The 18,232-nt window shown below is 70.8% G+C and carries 18 protein-coding genes; 9 read left to right on the top strand and 9 right to left on the bottom strand.

Features of this window, described 5'->3' with window-relative positions; genetic code table 11:
* The gene (locus tag DEJ31_RS07695; RefSeq protein ID WP_111121578.1) at positions 1 to 822 is read right to left on the bottom strand and encodes a DUF2382 domain-containing protein; all 822 of its coding nucleotides are present in this window, start codon (positions 820 to 822) and stop codon (positions 1 to 3) included.
* A 208-nt stretch (positions 823 to 1,030) separates the two neighbouring features.
* Between DEJ31_RS07695 and DEJ31_RS07690 the strand changes: the two genes are divergently transcribed.
* Positions 1,031 to 1,732 (top strand): TetR/AcrR family transcriptional regulator C-terminal domain-containing protein, encoded by a 702-nt coding sequence (locus DEJ31_RS07690; RefSeq protein WP_111121577.1) that lies wholly within the window; start codon positions 1,031 to 1,033, stop codon positions 1,730 to 1,732.
* A gap of 90 nt (positions 1,733 to 1,822) precedes the next feature.
* Positions 1,823 to 2,086 (top strand): zinc-ribbon domain-containing protein, encoded by a 264-nt coding sequence (locus DEJ31_RS07685; protein ID WP_110902989.1) that lies wholly within the window; start codon positions 1,823 to 1,825, stop codon positions 2,084 to 2,086.
* A gap of 286 nt (positions 2,087 to 2,372) precedes the next feature.
* Here the strand turns inward: DEJ31_RS07685 and DEJ31_RS07680 are convergent, their stop codons facing one another.
* The 4 genes from DEJ31_RS07680 to DEJ31_RS07665 all read right to left on the bottom strand — a co-directional run bounded on the left by DEJ31_RS07680 (position 2,373) and on the right by DEJ31_RS07665 (position 7,667).
* A complete protein-coding gene (locus tag DEJ31_RS07680) occupies positions 2,373 to 3,530 on the bottom strand; it encodes a protein kinase (protein WP_110902990.1) in 1,158 nt (385 codons plus the stop codon).
* Complete coding sequence (locus DEJ31_RS07675) at positions 3,530 to 4,726, bottom strand: PP2C family serine/threonine-protein phosphatase (protein ID WP_110902991.1); 1,197 nt, start codon at positions 4,724 to 4,726, stop codon at positions 3,530 to 3,532. Before DEJ31_RS07675 ends, DEJ31_RS07680 begins: the two co-directional genes overlap by 1 nt.
* A complete protein-coding gene (locus DEJ31_RS07670; protein ID WP_110902992.1) occupies positions 4,723 to 5,613 on the bottom strand; it encodes a vWA domain-containing protein in 891 nt (296 codons plus the stop codon). Before DEJ31_RS07670 ends, DEJ31_RS07675 begins: the two co-directional genes overlap by 4 nt.
* A gap of 176 nt (positions 5,614 to 5,789) precedes the next feature.
* Positions 5,790 to 7,667 carry an adenylyl cyclase gene (locus DEJ31_RS07665; protein WP_181433474.1) on the bottom strand — a complete coding sequence of 626 codons (1,878 nt, stop codon included), beginning with the start codon at positions 7,665 to 7,667 and terminating at the stop codon, positions 5,790 to 5,792.
* Positions 7,668 to 7,872: 205 nt separating this feature from the next.
* Here DEJ31_RS07665 and DEJ31_RS07655 point away from each other — a divergent pair, with 205 nt between their 5' ends.
* The 3 genes from DEJ31_RS07655 to DEJ31_RS17570 all read left to right on the top strand — a co-directional run bounded on the left by DEJ31_RS07655 (position 7,873) and on the right by DEJ31_RS17570 (position 10,598).
* Positions 7,873 to 8,811 carry an AraC family transcriptional regulator gene (locus DEJ31_RS07655; protein WP_181433473.1) on the top strand — a complete coding sequence of 313 codons (939 nt, stop codon included), beginning with the start codon at positions 7,873 to 7,875 and terminating at the stop codon, positions 8,809 to 8,811.
* Positions 8,812 to 9,173: 362 nt separating this feature from the next.
* Complete coding sequence (locus tag DEJ31_RS07650) at positions 9,174 to 9,656, top strand: hypothetical protein (RefSeq protein ID WP_111121573.1); 483 nt, start codon at positions 9,174 to 9,176, stop codon at positions 9,654 to 9,656.
* A gap of 63 nt (positions 9,657 to 9,719) precedes the next feature.
* Positions 9,720 to 10,598 carry a lytic transglycosylase domain-containing protein gene (locus DEJ31_RS17570; RefSeq protein WP_258366222.1) on the top strand — a complete coding sequence of 293 codons (879 nt, stop codon included), beginning with the start codon at positions 9,720 to 9,722 and terminating at the stop codon, positions 10,596 to 10,598.
* Between the two features lie 64 nt (positions 10,599 to 10,662).
* Here DEJ31_RS17570 and DEJ31_RS07640 read toward each other — a convergent pair whose 3' ends face one another.
* On the bottom strand, positions 10,663 to 11,610 hold the full coding sequence (locus DEJ31_RS07640) for an alpha/beta hydrolase (protein ID WP_111121572.1): 948 nt from the start codon (positions 11,608 to 11,610) through the stop codon (positions 10,663 to 10,665).
* A gap of 556 nt (positions 11,611 to 12,166) precedes the next feature.
* On the opposite strand from DEJ31_RS07640, the gene DEJ31_RS07635 reads away from it, so the two are divergent.
* On the top strand, positions 12,167 to 12,460 hold the full coding sequence (locus DEJ31_RS07635) for a hypothetical protein (protein WP_110905153.1): 294 nt from the start codon (positions 12,167 to 12,169) through the stop codon (positions 12,458 to 12,460).
* Between the two features lie 390 nt (positions 12,461 to 12,850).
* Positions 12,851 to 13,159: a hypothetical protein gene (locus DEJ31_RS07630; RefSeq protein WP_110904327.1), complete on the top strand. Its 309-nt coding sequence runs from the start codon at positions 12,851 to 12,853 to the stop codon at positions 13,157 to 13,159.
* Between the two features lie 255 nt (positions 13,160 to 13,414).
* Here the strand turns inward: DEJ31_RS07630 and DEJ31_RS07625 are convergent, their stop codons facing one another.
* Positions 13,415 to 14,257 carry an SDR family NAD(P)-dependent oxidoreductase gene (locus DEJ31_RS07625; RefSeq protein WP_111121571.1) on the bottom strand — a complete coding sequence of 281 codons (843 nt, stop codon included), beginning with the start codon at positions 14,255 to 14,257 and terminating at the stop codon, positions 13,415 to 13,417.
* A 123-nt stretch (positions 14,258 to 14,380) separates the two neighbouring features.
* Between DEJ31_RS07625 and DEJ31_RS07620 the strand changes: the two genes are divergently transcribed.
* Positions 14,381 to 15,274, top strand: coding sequence for a helix-turn-helix domain-containing protein (locus DEJ31_RS07620; RefSeq protein ID WP_110905151.1), 894 nt, complete (start codon positions 14,381 to 14,383; stop codon positions 15,272 to 15,274).
* Positions 15,275 to 15,342: 68 nt separating this feature from the next.
* Here DEJ31_RS07620 and DEJ31_RS07615 read toward each other — a convergent pair whose 3' ends face one another.
* Both DEJ31_RS07615 and DEJ31_RS07610 read right to left on the bottom strand, forming a co-directional pair.
* Positions 15,343 to 15,843: an ATP-binding protein gene (locus tag DEJ31_RS07615; RefSeq protein ID WP_110905150.1), complete on the bottom strand. Its 501-nt coding sequence runs from the start codon at positions 15,841 to 15,843 to the stop codon at positions 15,343 to 15,345.
* Positions 15,844 to 15,930: 87 nt separating this feature from the next.
* Positions 15,931 to 16,806, bottom strand: coding sequence for a DUF808 domain-containing protein (locus DEJ31_RS07610; RefSeq protein WP_110905149.1), 876 nt, complete (start codon positions 16,804 to 16,806; stop codon positions 15,931 to 15,933).
* 542 nt (positions 16,807 to 17,348) lie between these two features.
* On the opposite strand from DEJ31_RS07610, the gene DEJ31_RS07600 reads away from it, so the two are divergent.
* Positions 17,349 to 18,227 carry a serine hydrolase gene (locus DEJ31_RS07600; protein WP_110905147.1) on the top strand — a complete coding sequence of 293 codons (879 nt, stop codon included), beginning with the start codon at positions 17,349 to 17,351 and terminating at the stop codon, positions 18,225 to 18,227.
* Positions 18,228 to 18,232: the final 5 nt, after the last annotated feature.

Below are 18,232 nucleotides of genomic sequence, written 5' to 3'. Positions count from 1 at the left end.
CTAGGAGCGGAGGTCGCGGTCCGTGACGGTCCCGTCGGTGGTGCCGCGCACCTCGCTGTCGTCGAGCTCGATCTCCTCGTGGGCGACCTCCTCGTTGACGGTCTGCTGCTCGGTGACGGTCTCCGTGCCGAGGCGCACACGCTCGACGGGGACGGTCTCCTTGGCGGTCACGACACGCTCTTCGGAGAGGACGACCTCGTGCTCCTCCTCGCTGAGCTCCGGGCCGGCGAGGGCGTCAGCGGCGTTCACGTCGGTGACCGGCTCGCGGGAGAGGGTGACCTCCTCGTGGCTGACCGGGACGGTCTTGGTGACCTGTTCGGTGACGACGTGCTTGCGCAGACGGGCACGGCCGGCCTGGACCTGCTCGGTACCGACGCGCAGACGCTCCTCGGAGCGGGTCATGGCGTCGTCGGTCGTCGGGCCGGACGTGTCGTGGCCCTGGGTGCCGTGGGTGTTCGCACCACGGTCGGCGTCCTGGTCGTACAGGGGCTGCTCGTCCGCCACGGAGGTGTCGGTCATGCCGTAGTACGAGTAGAGCGCCTGCTCCTCCTCGTCGCTCAGAGCGCCGTCGGCCTCGACACGCGGTGCGTCCTTGACGAACGCCTTGTCGTACGCGACCCGGACGATGCCGGCGTCGAAGTTCGCGTCCGTCAGCGGGGCGAACGTCTCGGCCGAGCCGAAGAGACCCGTGCGGATCGTCACCCAGGTCGGCGCCTGCGTGTCGTTGTCGACGTAGACCTGTCCGACCGTGCCGATCTTCGCCTCGCCGCTGCCGTAGACGTCGGCGCCGATGAGGTCGTTGATGCTGTTGCTGTCGATCATGGTGGTGCTCCTGTTCCCCGGCGTGGTCACCGGATCCGATGAGGAGTGCGTCCGAGATGGAGGTGGAGGTCACCCCGGCGGACTTACGGCGTAAGCCCGCGTCGGAGCTTACGGCGTAAGCGCGCGTACGGTCTCAGGTACGGACAGCGACGCGTCCCGAGGACGCCGTCGGGGCCGGAAGCCCCATCCACAGCGAGGGAGATCCGCCATGGCGGCACGCGACAGGACGACCGCACCCGGGTTGAGTCGGGACCTCATCGTCGCGACGGCGCTCGGGCAGATCGACCGGTCGGGCATGCAGGGGCTGTCGATGCGCTCCCTCGCGCAGGAGCTCGGTGTCGAGGCCATGTCCCTCTACCGGTACGTGCACGGGAAGGAGGACCTGCTCGAGGGCATCGTCGCCTCCCTGATGAGCGACCTCGTCTCCCACCTGGAGGAGGCCGAGGGCACGCACTGGCAGGCGTTCCTCCAGACGGTCGCGCACGCGGTCCGCCGGATCGCGACGGACCACCCCAAGGCGTTCCCCCTCGTCGCCACCCGCCACCCAGCCGCACCCTGGCTGCGTCCGCCCCTCCGGAGCATCGAGGTCGTCGAGACGTTCCTCCGGGCCCTCACCGGGAACGGGTTCTCCGACGCGCAGGCCGTCAACGCCTACCGCGCGTTCAGCAGCTTCCTGCTGGGTCAGCTCCTCCTGCAGTCCGTGGTCAGGGGAGCCGAGGCCGGACCCGCCGAGGAGCCGCTCGACGAGGGCGGCGCCGCCGTCCCGGAGGGCGACGGGAACCTGTCCCTCGACATCGCCCCGGAGGTGCAGCGGCTGCGTGCCCTGCTCAGCGAGGACCGCAGCGACGAGGAGTTCGAGGTCTCGCTCGAGGCGCTCCTCGACCGGCTGGACCGCGAGCTCTCGCAGTAGGTCGGAGTCGCGGCGCTCACCACGCTCACCATCGAGGAACGGCTCCCGCACCCGTCCGGATGGACATGTGTCGGGTGGTTCACTCGAAGGATGTTCCTGCTCTTCGGCACCCGCGCGGTCGCGGCGCTCCTGTTCGTCGTGACCTTCGTGTGCGGGCACTGCGGGGTCGCGGCACCACAGCAGATCGTCCGCGAGCGGCAGAAGGTGACGCTGTTCTTCATCCCGCTGTTCTCGCTCGGGACGTCCTACCTGATCGAGTGCAGCAACTGCGGCATGGTCACGGGGTTGTCGCGCCAGCAGGCGGAGCACTCGATGCAGTGGGCGGACGCGCAGGGCATCCCGGTCGCCCCCTGACCGTCGAGCGCTGACCGACGGGCCGGAGTCGACGGCCCGCCGGATGGCTCAGCGGAAGGGGTTGCTCCCGAAGATCTCCTCCGGGCTCGGGAACCGCGGCGCTCGCCGTGGCGGTGGTGCGACGGTCCGCGGTGCCGCGGATGACGGACGTGGACGGGCCTCCGGAGGCCGGGGTGCCGCGTCCGCGGGCATGAAGCCGGGGGGGAGCTGCTCACCACAGGTGCTGCAGGTGCGGCCACCACGGTTGACGCCCTCGCACACCGGGCAGCGCCAGACCGCCGGCATCTCAGCCACGGTCGGACCTCCGGTCGCGCGGAGTCCGCCCGAGCAGCTTGCCCTTGAGTCCACTCGACGGAGCAGGCGGCGGGGTCACGCCGGACGGGTCGGCCGCCGGTTCGCTCGTCCTGACGGGAGGCCCGGCGTCGGCCGGCGTGGATGCTGGCCTGACGAGCTTCCCGCGGAGGCCGCCGGAAGCGACCGGCGCTGCGGCCGGCGTCGTCGACGGGGCCGGCGTCGCTGCCGGTGCGGCTGGCATCGCGGCCGGCGCGACCGCCTCACCGGATCCGCGGAGGCTCATGAGGCCGGCGTGCACCTGCCCGACCGTGGGCCGTGACGCCGGGTCGGCCAGCAACATCCGGTCGACGAGGTCGGCCAGGGCAGGATCGAGCGTCGAACGGTCGACCCGGAGGACGACCCCGCTCCGCACGGCCACGGCTGGTTCGCCGTACGCACGGTCGTAGGCGGGCAACTCCCCCGTCAGGAACTCACTGAAGATCAGTCCGAGCGCGAAGATGTCCGCTGCGGTCCCCAGGTCCGCGGCGGCGACTCCGTCCTCCTGGATGTACCCGAGGAGCTCCGGCGAGTAGTAGTTGATCGTGCCGACGATCTCGGCCGGTGGTGGCGGGTCACCCGCGACGTAGGCGTTGTCGAAGTCGATGAGCTTGCTCGTGTACCCGAGGTCGGTCCGCTTGACCAGCACGTTGTCCGGCTTCAGGTCACCGTGCACGATGTGCAGGTCGTGCAGGATCTTCAGGCTGTGCGCGGCCGACTTCAGCAGGACGAGCCGTTGGCGGAACGGCAGGGCGGCGATGCCGGCGACGCCGAGGTCCTCGGACTCCACGCGCTCCGTCGTCTTGTAGTACTTCGCGCCCGCGCGGAAGAAGTCGAGCGTGACGATGAGGTTGCCGCCGTACGTCGACAGCGGTGCGAGCGCCGTCTGCATCGCGGCGTGCCGTGCCTCGAAGGCTGCACACCGCTCACGCTTCCGCGCCTTGACGCGGTCACTGCCCGGGGAGCTGTCCTCCGGGTACGTGGGGCTGAGGAACTCCTTGACGAAGTACTCGCGCCCGCCCTTCGTGGCGAAGGTCCAGCGGCTGAGGCCCGCTCCCACCACGCTGAAGTCGGCGAGCAGCGTGTACCCGTTCAACACGTCTCCGGCCTGCATCAGGAGGCCTCCCCTTCACGTGTCGGGACACCGTCGGACAGCGGTGTCTCGCCGGTGTCCGGCGCGCTGTCGGTGTCCGCAGCTGTGGCCACGTGCCCGGTGGCGATCCGCTTCGCGGGCTTCCAGATCTGGCGCGACGGGGTCTCCTCGGCGGAGTCGACCGACGCGTCCGGGTCGTCCTGCAGCAGCTGCTCGTACCCGGCACGGTAGCGCTGCCACTGCTCGGCCTGCGCGGCGACGTACCGTGCCTGCAGGTCGGTCAGGTCCTGCTGCGCGCGGTGGATCTCGTCGGCCATCGCGTCGAGGGGCGCGACCACCACGTCGGCGATCTCGGCACGTCGCGGAGCCAGGGCTGCCTGGAAGTCGACGAGGTCGGCACCGACGACGATCGTGGCCATCGACGCATCGTCACCGGTCACGGCGCTGATCGTCCGCTGGACGGCGAGGGACCAGTCCTCGTCGGTCTCGGCCTCGGCCAGTCCGTCGAGCACCAGCTTCTCGAAGTGCATCGGGGACGGCACGTACCCGAAGCACCCGTCGGTGGCGCAGAGGAGGGCGAACGGCGCCTCGAGCGTCACTCGCCGGTGGTTCACCTGGAAGTCGGTGTCGGCGGAGATCGCGTTGCTGATGACCGAGTCACGCTGGAGGTTCGTCATCGCGTCGCTCGGGTCACGGAGGTCGTCGATGCTCAGTTGGTGCAGCCCGGAGGCGTCGAGCGCGTAGACGCGGGAGTCCCCGGCCCAGAGCACCTCGCAGACCCAGCGGGACCCGTCCGGCTCGCTGCGCTGCAGCGCACCGAGCGCCATCGTCGTGGGGAGCGCGCGCAGCAGCCGGGACCGCAGCCGGCTCACCGGGGCGTTGAGCCCGGTCAACGCGTCCTGTAGCACGGTCTCGATCGCGTCGTGCAGCTCGACGGCCGTGGCCGGCAGCGGCAGCGGCCGGTCCGGGGTGAGCGTGCGGAGGAGGTGCTCCTCCACCACGTCACGGACGAGCCGGGAGGCCAGGTAGGCACCCGAACGCGCGCCGTCAGGCGTGTCGTAGACGGTGCCGCCCGCGCCTCCCATGCCGTCGAAGACCGCTGCGAGCCCGAGGTCGGGACCTTCGCGGAGGATCGGGTCGGAGTCCTCGCCGTGGTCCGGCACCTTGGCCAGGTTGAACCCGAAGGACGCGGTCGGGCCCGCAGCGGTCTCGCTCACACCGAGTTCCCGATGGAGTCGATGATCGTGCCGTAGTCGACGTCGGACAGTCCACCACCGGCGGTCGAGGGGTTGTGCACGACGTTCTCCCACTCGGCGGAGATGTCGCTCCAGCCGGGACCGTCCGGGGCGAAGAGGATGAGGCGCTTCGTGCTGGACCCCATCACGCCCTGCTCGTCCTCCCACGCGTCGGTGAGCGCGCTGAAGTCGGCGGGGATGCGGGAGCGGAGGTCCGCGGGGACAGCTGCGGGGTCGAGCGGGTGTGCGGGCTGGTCGCTCCACACCACGATCACCTGACGGCGGCGGTCACCGTTGCGGGTCCACGGCGACGCGATGGCCAGGGCCACGGCCTCCAGACCGGACTCCGGTGCGTCTCCGCCGCCCTCGGCGACGAGGCCCCCGACGAACTCGGAGAAGCGGGCGCGGTCGTCGGGGAGGCCGTAGAACGGCGACTCCTCGATCGCCGCAGCACCGTCGGCGACGAGGTCACGGAACGCGATCACGCGGACGCGGAGCTCGGCGACGTTCTTGCCCTTCGCGGTGAGGTTGGTCTGCACGTCGTCGTAGAACCCGAGCGCGTTCGCCTTCACGGCGTCGAGGATCGGGTCCATGCTCCCGGTCACGTCGATGCAGAAGACGATGTCCACGGCGTAGTTCACACCGCGTGACGCGAGGCTCGTCTGCGGCGGCACGACCGGGGCGACCGGCACGGCAGCGGCAGGGGTCGGCGTCGGAGCGGCCGTCGCCGGAGCGGGAGCCTCGGCGGGGACGGCTTCGGCGGCCGGTGCATCGGTCGCAGGGGACTCGGGCGTGGCTTCGACGGGCGGGACGGACGCAGCGTTCGTGTCGACGGGCTCACTCGGAGCGGCCGGGGTGGTGTCGGACATGACACTCCTTCGATCGGGGACGGCGGTGTGCCGACGGCGGGGTCGCCTCTCCCGGACCGTACCCGCGTGCTGATGCTGGGCCGTCGAGGAACGGGGCCCGGCTGCCACCGAGCCTCCCGCCCGTCATCGTGACGGACGGGAGGCTCGGCTCACCCAGTCGGGTCAGCGCGCGTCCGCTACTGCACCGTCTTGTTCGAGTACCGCGTCACGGTCTGCGGCTGCCCGGACACCGCGCCCGTCGCCGCCGATCCCTGCCCGTTGATGACGTGGTCGATGGTCCCCGCGTTCGTGTTGAGCGCGACGGTGGTCATGTCGTGCATGACCACGCCCGGACGGTCCGGGACCTCGAACGACTGCGTCGCGTGGAGCGTGGGGTTCACGTTGGTGAAGATGTAGCTGCCGAGACCCCAGGCTTCGTGCGTCTTGACCTTGTCCGAGACCTTGTACGCCGCCCAACCGTTGACCTTCTGGTGCCGCCACGATGCCTGGTCCGGTGCGTCGTAGGGCAGCTCGTTCTGGAAGAACACGGTCCGCCCGCGCTCGCCGTTCCAGATCACGTTGTACTTCTGGTAGTGCTCGACGAACAGGCCGGTGGCGGTGACGTCGTCACCGTTCACGACGACTCCGGTGTCGGCCGTGTTGACGGTCCAGCCGACGGATCCGGCGACGCCGTGGTCGGCGCGCCAGGCCCAGATGTCGTCGAGGATCGTGTGGCTGCTGTTGACCTCGAGGCTCGTCGTGGCCTTGCCGACGTGCGGACCGCCGATGCGGAAGAACACGTCCTGCAGGGCGGTCGGGTCGGCGGCGCTGCCGGCGGTGGCAGGGTTCCGGTCGACCTTGTGGTGGCCGCTGCCGATCTTCAGCAGCGTCGGCGAGTTGACGGTGCCGGCGTCGAAGGTCAGGCCGGCGATGTCGACACCGCGCACGTCGCCGACGACCATCGGGACGGCGCCGTTCTGGGGGGTGAGCGTGGCCAGGCCGAGCCCCAGCACGACGGTGTCGGCGCGCTTCACGGCGATGCTCTTCGCGACGTCGTAGACGCCCGGCGTGACGAGCAGGTTCTTGCCCTTCGCGAGGGCGGCGTTGATCGTCGTCACCGAGTCCGTTGGGTGCGCGACGAAGAAGTCACTGAGGGGCAGCGACCGGCCGGGCGTGTGCCCGTCCGCCCAGCTCGGGCCGACCGAGTTCGTCGCGGCGCTCGGCACGAACACGCGGTACGCCCCGTGGTCGTCGACGTAGAGGTACGGCTTCTCGCGGGAGACCGGCGTCGCCGTCAGCGTCGTGTACGGCGGCACCGGGAAGGACTGGGCCGGGGCGTTCAGGTCGCCGGAGAACACCTGGTTCCAGACGCCGTTCGACCATCCGGCGCCGAGGTCGGTGTTGCGGACGTAGAACTGCTGCTGCGACCCGTTCAGCGCGCCGCCCTCGAGCTTCGAGTCGGCGACGAAGCCACCACTGGCGTAGTTCGGGTCCTCGCAGTACGGCATGAAGGACGTGTAGTCCTTCACGTCCACGCGCCGCATCGGCGCGGCCTGCGAGACGGCCCACATCTCGTTGCCGGTGTGGCAGGCGTCGGCCGTCGGGACCACGTGGATCGTCAGGTTCGACACCGACCGCCAGAAGGTGTCGAGGGAACCGCTGCCGTTGCGTCCGGTGGCCGTGACACCGCCGTTGATGGTCACGCCGCTCGGGTCCTGGCCGAGGCCGTCGACCTCCGTGTAGTACCCGACCCGGATGTCGAGCGGGTTCGTCGCCGAACCGTAGGTGCCCGGCTTGAACAGCAGCGCGTACCGAGCCGTGCCCATCTCGTTGTCGACCTGCTGCTCGTAGACGGCGTCGACCTTCGCCTGGATGTCGGCCTGCGGCATGTCCGGTGAGAAGACCAGCACGTTCTGGCCGAGGTCCGTCGTGGGTGCCGGTACCGGTGGTGCCGCGACCGCGGTCTGGGTCGTGGCGAGGACGCCGAGTGCGGCCGCGCTCACCGCGACGGTCGCGCCGATGACGCGCCTGCGGGTTCGTGCTCGTCCGAGGGGCGATGGGGAGAGGGGGATCACCGTGACCTGCTTCCTTGCAGACGTGCGGTCCGCGTCGGGCCCCGGTGACGTCGCTGTCACCGGGCGGACGACGACGGCCGCGCTGGTTGGGGTGGCGGCAGCGTAACGCCGTCCAGGCGGTTCGCAGGGGACGGATCCATCGGGACTCGTTGCGCGGATGATCCGTGCCCGCCGTCCGGCGGGCACGTGTGGTAGACCCCTCCCCATGAGCAGTCCTTCGTTCCTCGACGTGGAGACGACGAATGCCGACGAACTCACCGCAGCGATCAGCACGGGGTTCGGGTACCGCATCGCGCCCACCACGCGGGCACTGTCGCACCGGCAGCACGTGATCGTCGGCGACCCGGTCACCGTCGCCGACATCGAGTGGGACACGGAGGTGCGCGTCGCCGTCGACTCCACCGACGAGGTCATGTTCGTCCAGGTGCACTCCGGGGCCTACGCGTTCAACCCCTGGGGAGCCGAGCACGTGGTCGGCGAAGGGGAGGCGTTCGTGATGCCCCCGGACCAGGAGCTCGACTTCGTCATCGACCACGCCTACGCATCGACCTGCTCGTTCTCTGCCCAGGTGCTCCGCCGGGTCGCCGGCGAGATCTGGGACGACGAGGACGTGTGCCTGGCGGAAGGTGCCGTGCGTCCGGTCGACGCCGCCCGGCACTGGCTGTGGCGGCGGACCGTGCAGGAGTACCGGCAGCAGGTGCTCGAGACCCCGGAGGTCTACGGCAACGAGCTGCTGCGCGCGCAGGCGACGCGGTTCGTGGTCGTGAGCGCCATCTCCGCCTTCGGACTCGTCACCGAACCCCGGGGCGGTGCGGAGGAGAGTGCCGCCGTCCGCCGTGCGACCGCCTGGGTCGACGAACACCGCCGCGAGCCGATCACGGTGCAGGACATCGCGGCCGCCGCGCGCCTCTCGACCCGTGGACTGTCCCTGGCCTTCCGCCGGGAGCGCGGGCAGACGCCGATGGAGTACGTCCGGCTGGCGCGGGTCGACGGTGCCCGGGCGGACCTGATCGCCGGCGACCCGACGCGGGGTGACACCGTCACGAGCATCTCGGCCGACTGGGGTTTCAGCAATGCCGGACGGTTCACGGCGCTCTACCGACAGACCTACGGAGAGACGCCGCGCCGGACGCTGATGCGCTGAGGGTGCTGCCACCGTCGCCGCGCGGAGGGTGCAGAGGGCGGAGGTCGGTGAGGCCCCCGCCCTCTCTTCCCAGGACCCTGATCCGGCCCCGGGGCATCCCCATTGTGCCAGGAGGACCGCGTCGACGCAGGCAGTTCGTTCTGCGGCGACACCGATCCCGAGGAGTGTGCCGATGGCGTCTGAGTGCTACCGTCAGCGTCACGCCTGGTCCCTGGCCGGGCGTCCGCGGGACGGGGTGGCTCCTGATCCGCCACCCCGTCCCGCCCCACTTCCGCGCCGCGGTCCCGCTCGCTACCGTTCTCGACGGGGACGTCGCGCAGGCGTGGACGGGTCTCCCGCCGCCGCAGACGAGGGGACGCACCATGGGCTGGACCACCGCGATCGCCGCCATCGCACCCCTCGGCGCCGTGCTGGTGCTCGGCGGCTGCACGCAGGAGCCGGTCGACCCCGCGGCGGTCGGACGCTGGAGTGCCTCGAGCGAGGCTGCCGTGCAGGGTGACGACGACGTGCTCGTCGTGCTCAGCGCCGAGATCAGCGCGGGGCAGACCGAGGAGCACGAGCACGGCTCCGTCGCGTCGACCTTCGCGGGGCCGGCGGAGATCGACGCGCTGGAGTTCTCGTGCTTCGGCGACGGCACGATGTCGACCGAGGTCGAGCTCGAGTCCCACGGCACGACGGTGACGTACAGCGCGGTGCCGATGCAGTGCGGCGGACGGCCGCAGCACCTCCGGGTCCCGGCGAAGTGGCGGCACGACGTCGACCGCGTCGGGTTCGGTGGCGGCGACAGCACGGCGGACAGCGCCTGGCAGCTGACCGTCCGCGGCTCCGGCGGCCAGGCGGACTGACACGCGCCGCGCCGGAGCAGCCGTGCTCCCACGACGACACGGCGAGGGGCTACGCTCGCCGGCATGGGCCGACACGCCGCAGTGCCATCGACCGAGTCGGCGATCGTGGCCGCGCCGGCACCCCTCGAGCGTCCGGTCGCAGGACCACGGTCGGTCTCGGTGTCGACCTCGCGCGCCCGTCGAGGTCCCGGCCCGTTGCCCCGTGCGCCGCTGCCGTCCCGGTCATCGACACCCTCGTCGGCAGCACCGGATCACCGCACGCCCCGCCGCCCCGCCGCCCACCCCGCCGCCGCGCATCGTTCGGCGGCCCGTCGCGTCGCCGCGGCCGTGGCGTTCGCGACGCCCGTCGCCCTCCTCGCGACGCAGCTGACCCTCCCGGCCTTCGCCGACCCCGCGACGGCGGTCGTCCCGGCATCGGCGACGGCCCCCGCCGTGCAGACGTTCTCCACGCAGGGCGCGGTCGAGCTCGCCGTCGACCGCGACGGCTTCACGGTGCAGGCCCCGAAGCCGAAGCCGAAACCGAAACCGCAGACTCCGGCTGCCCCGACCACTGCCCCGGCGGTGCAGTCCGTGGCCGCCAGCGCGGTCGCCCCGAAGCCCGCCGCCACACCGGCCCCCGTCCCGGTCGTCCCGACACCGACCCCCGGGAGCGCCCAGGCGATCGCCGCTGACATGGTCACGGCTCGCGGCTGGAGCAGTGACGACTTCGGCTGTCTCGTGTCCCTCTGGGACCGCGAGTCCGGGTGGCGCACCACGGCCGCCAACCCCAACGGTGCGTACGGCATCCCGCAGGCGTATCCGGGGTCGAAGATGGCGTCAGCCGGAGCCGACTGGCAGACCAATCCCGCGACGCAGATCACCTGGGGGCTCGACTACATCGCCGGTCGGTACGGCACCCCGTGTGGTGCGTGGGCGCACAGCGTGGCCGTCGGCTCGTACTGAGCCGTCGGCGCCTGCCGACCGCTCGTGGTGTACACCCGTCACCGGATGGACACCCGGTCTCGGGTCAGGACACGGCGAGTGCCCGGCGGAGCTCCTGGCACAGCTCGCCGAGCGCCTGCGGCACAGCACGACTGATGCGCGGGAAGGCCATGAAGCCGTGCGGCATGCCGAAGTACGTCGTGGTCCGGACGGCGACCCCTGCGTCCTGCAGCGCTGTGGCGAACCGGAGCCCGTCGTCCCGGAGCGGGTCGTGCTCGGCGACCTGCACCAGGGCGGGCGGGAGCCCGGCCAGGTCCGCGAACAGCGGTGACGCGTACGGCTCGCGCGGGTCCGCGCCACCGAGGTAGTGGCGGCGGAACGCGAGCATGTCGGCCTTGGTCAGGATCGGGGCGGTGGCGTTCTCGTCGATCGACGGGCTCGCCATCGTCAGGTCGGTCGCCGGGTAGAGGAGTGCCTGGAACGCGATCGCCGGGCCGGAGCGGTCGCGTGCCATCAGGGCGACGACGGCGGCCAGGTTCCCGCCGGCACTGTCACCGACGACCGCGACCCGGGTCGTGTCGGCACCGAGTTCCGATGCGCGACCGACGAGGTCCACCGTGGCTGCGTACGAGTCCTCGGCGGCCGCGGGCCAGCGGTGCCCCGGCGCGAGGCGGTAGTCCAGGGACGCGACCACCACCCGGGCGTCCCGAGCGATGTTCGACGCCAGCCAGTCGTAGGTGTCGAGCGTGCCCGAGGTCCAGCCGCCACCGTGCGCGAGGACCACGAGCGGTGGGGTCCCGGTGAACGTCGTCGGACGGTACACGCGCACCCCGATCGGTCCGTCCTGTCCCGCGGCGGTCGTGTCGCGGACGCTGACCCCGGGAGCGAGTCCGCCGAGCAGCAGGTCCGTGACGGCGTTGTGGCCGACCACCCGCTGCTGGTCGGCGACGATCTGCGCCTCGGACCGGCGGGTCACGGACGCCAGCCCGATCAACCGTCCCAGGACCTTGGTCCGTCGATCGAGTTCCGTCACGGTTCCTCCTCCGTCGCCGTCCTGGTAGCTGTCAGCAGTCTCCGCTCCGGATGGGAGCGCACGGTCAGGGAGCGGCACGCGGAACACCGCCGACAGCGGAGGATCCCGGATCCGGAGGCGGGTCGGTTCCGCAAGGTCGTTCGCGGGTACTCACCGAACGCTTGGTAGGCGCCGGAGAACCGGCCCATGTGTGCAGAGCCCCACCGTCGGGTGATGTCTCGCACGGAAGCAGTCGCTGCGTCCAGCTCCCGGAGTTTCTCGGCGGGCTCCGTGGAGACGAACGGTCTGCATAGCGACCCGGCGGCTTGCCGCTCAGACCTTCCTCGTCGACGCTCGTTCGCCCGTTCATCCCTTTCGCGCGGGCATCCTCGGGGAAATCACGAGTGAGTCGTAGCGTGCAAGGAGCACGAGACCTCGTTGATCGCGTGCACCGTTCTGCACACGATTCGCCCCCTTTGAGCTGGTCGCGGGTGCCCACCCACATGACCAGCCGCACCGTCACCAGGTGCACCTTCCTCGGCACCAGCCGAAAGGAGCAGGTCGGAACCGGATCATCATGATGTACCTCGTCTACGGACTGTCCTCGATCCTCACCAGCAGCGCGGCCGCTGCCGCCGTGTTGCGCTACACAGCAGCGTTGAGTCAGAGCTCGCGCGCGGACGTCGTGACGATGCCGGCAGTCGATCTGAGCGGCGCGAACACGTCCGTCAACCTGGTGCTCGGCCCGGGGATCCCCGTGCTCACAGAAGACGCTTCCGACGACGTCCTCGAGCCAGCGCATCAGGAGTTCGTCGACGACATCACCGACCGCACCCGCGCCGTCCTCATCACCGCGCATCCCCGCACCTGACGGCAGGCGCCGACCGTCGGCTGTCAGCTGGAACCCGACCTGCAGACGACGGGGTGATGCACGGGGCGGCGGCGATGTCCGCCATCGTGATCGTGTCCGGCAGGTGCGAGTCCATTTCCGCGACGGCACGGCGCACGGTCGCCTCGCCTGCCCCCTCGCCCGTTCGTTGATCACGGCGATCAACGGTCGGCGGATGTGGCCGTACGCCCGGGCCAGGTCCGCGGTCGCGGTCGCGGTCGCCCCAGTGACTGCAGCGCCTCGACCGCGGGGGCCCCTGCCCGGCCGTGCGGCTGGGAAACGAAACTGGGTTGGTAATCAGCGACGCGAGACAAGTGTGGACCGCAACGATGCCGCCGGGGTCCGGCGGCACAGAATGTGAAGGAGACACCCATGTCGAACACGGCAGGAAACCCCGCACGACACGACAACGTCGTCCGTCGCACTTGGAACGAGACGAAGTCCGCACTGAAGACCACGGAGTTCTACGCGTGGATCGTGGTGTCGCTCGCCATCCTCATCGCGTCGGCGGTCGTCGACAACGCCGACGAGGGCCACACCGGTTTCGGTGCCGACCAGGCCTGGTTCTACGTCGCGCTCGTGACGATGGCCTACATCCTCAGCCGCGGCATCGCCAAGGCCGGCGTGCGCAAGCCCGAGGACGACGACGACCGTCGCGACGGCAACGGGCGCTCCAACTGACCCGAAGTCTCACCCCGGCCCGGTCCGTGACCGGGCGGGGAACACCAGCACGTGACGTGCGGAACCCGAGTTGGTGACCGGGAGTGGAGGCCGTTGCTCGTTCTGAGCAACGGCCTCCAGTCGTACCGGAGCTGCCTGCGGCGGCGGAGTGGGCGATGATCCGGAGGTCCGAACCGGGGAGGTCACGACGGCGCAGTCGAGCGTGACCGCGCCGGCGGATGCGCGGCGGCAGACAACCGGTGGTCGGTCAGGGGATCAGGCGTCGTGGGCGAGCGAGGAGGACAGCTGCTCGTGTGCCGCGACCTGCTCGAGGAGCAGGTTCGCCTTGCCGAGGGCGGTCTGCACGGCATCGGCGCCCGCGACCCAGCGCAGTGGGGCTTCGCCGGAATCGGTCAAGGAGACCAGGGCGGCCGCGAGCTTGGCGGGGTCCCCTCCTTGCTTGCCGTTCATGCCCTTCCACGCCTCGATCGTCGTCGCGGTGCGCTCGGCGTAGTCCTCGACCGACAGCTCGGGCCAGATCGTCGACGAGCCTTCGACGAGCAGTTCGGTGCGGAAGAAGCCGGGCTCGACGATCATCGTCGCGATGCCGTACGGAGCGAGGTCGTAGCGGATCGACTCCATCCATCCCTCGAGCGCGAACTTCGATGCGCAGTACGCCGCGACGAACTCCTGACCGACGATGCCCGCTGTCGAGCTGATCGTGATGACCTGACCGCTGCGCTGACGACGCATGACGGGCAGGACCGCGCGGGTGACGGTGAGCGGGCCGAAGAAGTTCGTCTCCATCTGCTGCCGCATCTGCGCCGGGCTGATCTCCTCGAAGAACCCGGCGTAGAACAAGCCGGCGTTGTTGACGAGCACGTCGATGCGACCGAAGTGGGCGACGGCAGCGTCGGTGGCTGCCCGGGCGGCGCGCTCGTCGGTGATGTCGAGTGACACCGCCAGCAGGTTCTCCTGGTCACCGAACAGGTCGGTGACCTTCGCAGCGTCACGCGCGGTCGCGACGACGCGGTGGCCGGCGGCGAGGGCGGCCCTGGTCAGGTCGATGCCCATCCCGCGTGCTGCGCCGGTGATGAACCAAACCGTGGAGTCGGTCATGGGAGTGCCTTCCTGTCGGGAACGCTGCAAGTCAACGTCGCCGCCTCAGACGGAGCCAGACCCCGCCGACACGGTCACTGACAGGGACCCTCTCGGGGTACCGGAGTGACGTACCGTCGACGGGTGGACACCCAGGCGGAGATCCGCGACTTCCTGACATCGCGGCGGGCACGGCTCACCCCGGAGCAGATCGGCCTGCCCGACTTCGGCGGACGCCGCCGAGTCGCGGGACTCCGACGGGAGGAAGTGGCTCTCGTCGCCGGGATCAGCGTCGAGTACTACACCCGCCTCGAACGCGGCAACGCGACCGGCGTCTCCGACAGCGTCCTCGACGGCGTCACCCGCGCCCTGCTCCTCGACGATGTCGAAGCCACGCATCTGGTCGACCTCGTTCGTGCTGCCAACGCGCCCACGAGCCTCCGGACGCGGCGCACCGCACAACGACCACAGCACGTCAGTGCGAGCGTGCAGCAGATCGTGGACGGCATGACGGACATGCCGGTGATCGTGCAGAACAGCACGCTCGACGTGGTCGCGTCGAACCGGCTCGGTCGCGCGTTCTACAGTGACCTCTTCGGTACTCCGGGCCGGTCGGTGGACTTCGGCCGGTACATCTTCCTCGACCCCCGGTCGCACGACTTCTACCGCGACTGGGACAGCGTTGCCGAACAGAGCGTCGCGGTGCTCCGGACCGAGGCGGCCCGCACTCCCGGCGACCGCGCACTCACCACGCTCGTCGGCGAGCTGTCGGTGGCGAGCGAGGCATTCCGCACCCTCTGGGCCAGCCACACGGTGCGGGAACACAGGTCGGGCGAGAAACTGGTGCACCACCCGATCGTCGGTGACCTCGACCTGACGTTCGAGTCGCTCGACATCGGCTCCCGTCGCGGACTCGCGCTGGTCACCTACCTCGCATCACCCGGATCAGCCTCACACGACAGCCTGCAACTGCTCGCGCACTGGGCTGTCACCAACGACACGGAACCGGTCCGCCAGCCCCGCACGACGGAGCGGTGACCCCGGAGCGATCGTCACCGTCCATCCGGACGGACTCCGCCGTCTCCGGCCGTCGCCCGCCGATCTGCTCACGATGAGCCCGTCCCGCCGGTGGCGACGTGGTGCTCTCGCTGCAGCGGCCCGGGGAGGCGCATCACCAGTCGCCACCGGTTCCCCTCGGGATCGCGCTCGTAGGAGAAGTCGTCCATCAGCAGTTCGATCATCGCGATGCCGCGCCCGGACTCCGCCATCTCCTCGGGGTCCGGCATCGTGGTGCGGAACGGCACGCGCACCTCGGCACCGCTGTCGCTGAGCAGCGCCTCCAGCGCCGTCGACGTCCGGCGGAGTGTCAGCTCGCACAGCAACCGCTCGCTGCCCTCGGTGTGCTCGATGACGTTCCCGGCGAGTTCGAGCAGTGCGGTCTCGAACCGCGCTCGCTCGCCACTGCCGAGGTCGGTGTTCAGGTGCCAGAGGTCATCGACCGACTCGTGCACCTCGTCGACGTCGTTCGGCGGGATCACGAGCAGCACGGTGCGCTCCCACGCCGGCCCGTGGATCTCCGACACGTCGGCCGTCTCGTCACTCACCATGGCCACATACTCACACCTCTGCGGGCCGACGCGGTCCTCATTCGTCTCCGACAGCGTCGATCAACGGCAGGTCGCGGGCCGAGGCCGTCAGTGCGCGCGGCCCCGCAGTCGCCCGATCCCCAGCACGATCCCGACGACGACCATGCCGAGGACGAGTCCCGCGACGGCCGAGATCGCCGTGTCGACGACCCACGTGACGACGGGGCCGGCACCCCGGACGGCGTGCTCGACGTGGTGCAGCAGCTCGTACGGCCCGGCCCAGAACGTCTCCGCCAGGTTCGCGATGACCAGGTGGCCGCCGACCCAGAGCATCGCGACGGTGCCGACGATGCTGATCACCCGGAACACGGCCGGCATCGCGCGGACGATCCGGGCGCCGGCGCGACGGGTGCGCCGGACCGGGTTCTTCATCATCTGCAGGCCGATGTCGTCGATCTTCACCAGCAGTGCGACGGCGCCGTAGACCAGCAGGGTCATGCCGAGGCCGATCACCGCGAGCGCACCGAGGGTCGGCCAGAAGCCCAGGTCGGTGTCCAGGCTGGCGAGCCCGATGAGCATGATCTCGGTGCTGAGGATGAGGTCGGTGCGGATCGCGCCGAACACGAGCTTCGGCTCGCTCGCGGCCTCGTCCGAGGCGGCCTCGTGGTGCACGCCGAACCACTCGGTGACCTTCTCGGCCCCCTCGAAGCACAGGTAGGTGCCGCCGATGACGAGCAACCACGGCAGGACCCAGGGCGCGAAGGCCGACAGCAGCAGCGCCAGGGGGATGATGATGACGAACTTGTTGAACAGGCTGCCGAGGGCGATCCGACCGACCACGGGGAGCTCCCGCGCTGGCGCCAGGCCCTGCACGTACTGCGGGGTGACGGCGGCGTCGTCGATGACGACGCCCGCGGTCTTCGCGCTGGCCTTGAGCGCCGCGCTGAGGATGTCGTCCACGACGGCGAGCAGTCCGACTGACATGTGGTGGTCTCCTCGACGGTCCGGGCAAGCTGTCCGATCGCACAGACTAGTGGCCCGGAGGTGGGCGTTCCCGATGAGCCGATCGGTCCGTGGACGATCCAGCAGGCCGTCTCGTGTCCTGGGTGTGGGAATGCGCACTCGTACCAAGGTCGCCATCGCCATCGCCATCGCCATCGCCATCGCCATCGCGGTGGCGGGAGTCGGCAAGATCAGCACGCCGGAAGCCGCGCGCGACGCCTACTTCCGTGACGAGGCCCTGCAGACCGACCAGGCCCCTCACCGGCCACGAGAGCACCCTCGCCTCGGTCGCGCACCGCGTCGGCTGGCTCCTCGGCGGACCGGTACGCCTCACCGACAAGTCCGGGTTCGACGTCGTGGACGGCGGCCGGACGGGAGGCCCGTGGCCTGTCCGCCACGACGGACGTGCCCCGCGCCGACATCGCGAGCGTCGAGGTTCGACTGGGGGGCGGGCACGCTGGCGCGGACGACCTCTGATCCCCGCACCCGCTCCGAGGGCTGTTCGCGCACGAGAGGATGGCGGGATGACTCGCGCGCACACCGTCCGGGACGCCGTCGTGGCCGAGGTCACCCGGAGCGGTTTCGGCGCCCACGGGCTGCACGTGCTCGTCCGCGACGACGTCGCCGACCACCGCTGGACGCCCGACGAACCGGAGGACGTGCAGTCGATCGCGAAGGGCGTCTGCGTCCTGGCGGTCGGGATCGCCGCCGACGACGGCGTGGTCGACATCGACGTGCCGGTGTCGGAGTACCTGCCCGAGGTCCGGTTCGGCGAGGGCACGCAGCGTGTCACGCTCCGTCGCCTGCTCAGCATGACGAGCGGTGTCGACCTGCCCTGGACCCCGACGCTCCTCACCGACTGGCCGGACCTGGCCGTCGAGTTCCTCGGGCGCCCGAGCCGGGGCCGGGTGTTCCAGTACGCGAACGCCAGTACCTACACGGCGATGCGTGTCCTGGCGACCCGAGTCGGTGACGTCGGCCGCTTCGTGCAGGACCGGCTGCTCACCCCGCTCGGCATCGACGGCGCCGAGTGGGAGCGGTGCCCGAACGGTTCCGTCGCGGCCGGGGGCGGGCTGTTCCTCCGGACCGCCGAGGTCGCACGGATCGGTCGACTCGTCCGCGACCGAGGCCGGGTCGGCGGGCAGCAGCTCGTCGCGGCGCAGTGGGTCGACGCCCTGCACGCCGACTGGGTCGTGGCCGGTCGGGACCCGGCGTACGAGCGGTACGCACTCGCCGGGTGGGACGGGCCGGCGCAGCTCTGGCGGCTGCACGGGGCGGGCGGGCAGATGCTCCTCTTCGACCCGGCGGCGGACGCCGTGGTGACCGTCACGGCCGACGACCACTCCGGGGCGGACGCGCTGGCGTCGTTCGTGGCGGCGACCTTGGCGGACGTCTCGGACTGACGGAC

Origin of the sequence: Curtobacterium sp. MCPF17_031 (genome assembly GCF_003234035.1) — a bacterium.
In the GTDB taxonomy this organism is placed as follows: domain Bacteria; phylum Actinomycetota; class Actinomycetes; order Actinomycetales; family Microbacteriaceae; genus Curtobacterium.
The sequence above is the reverse complement of the archived record's forward strand: the minus strand, read 5'-3'. Positions and strand labels throughout refer to the sequence as shown.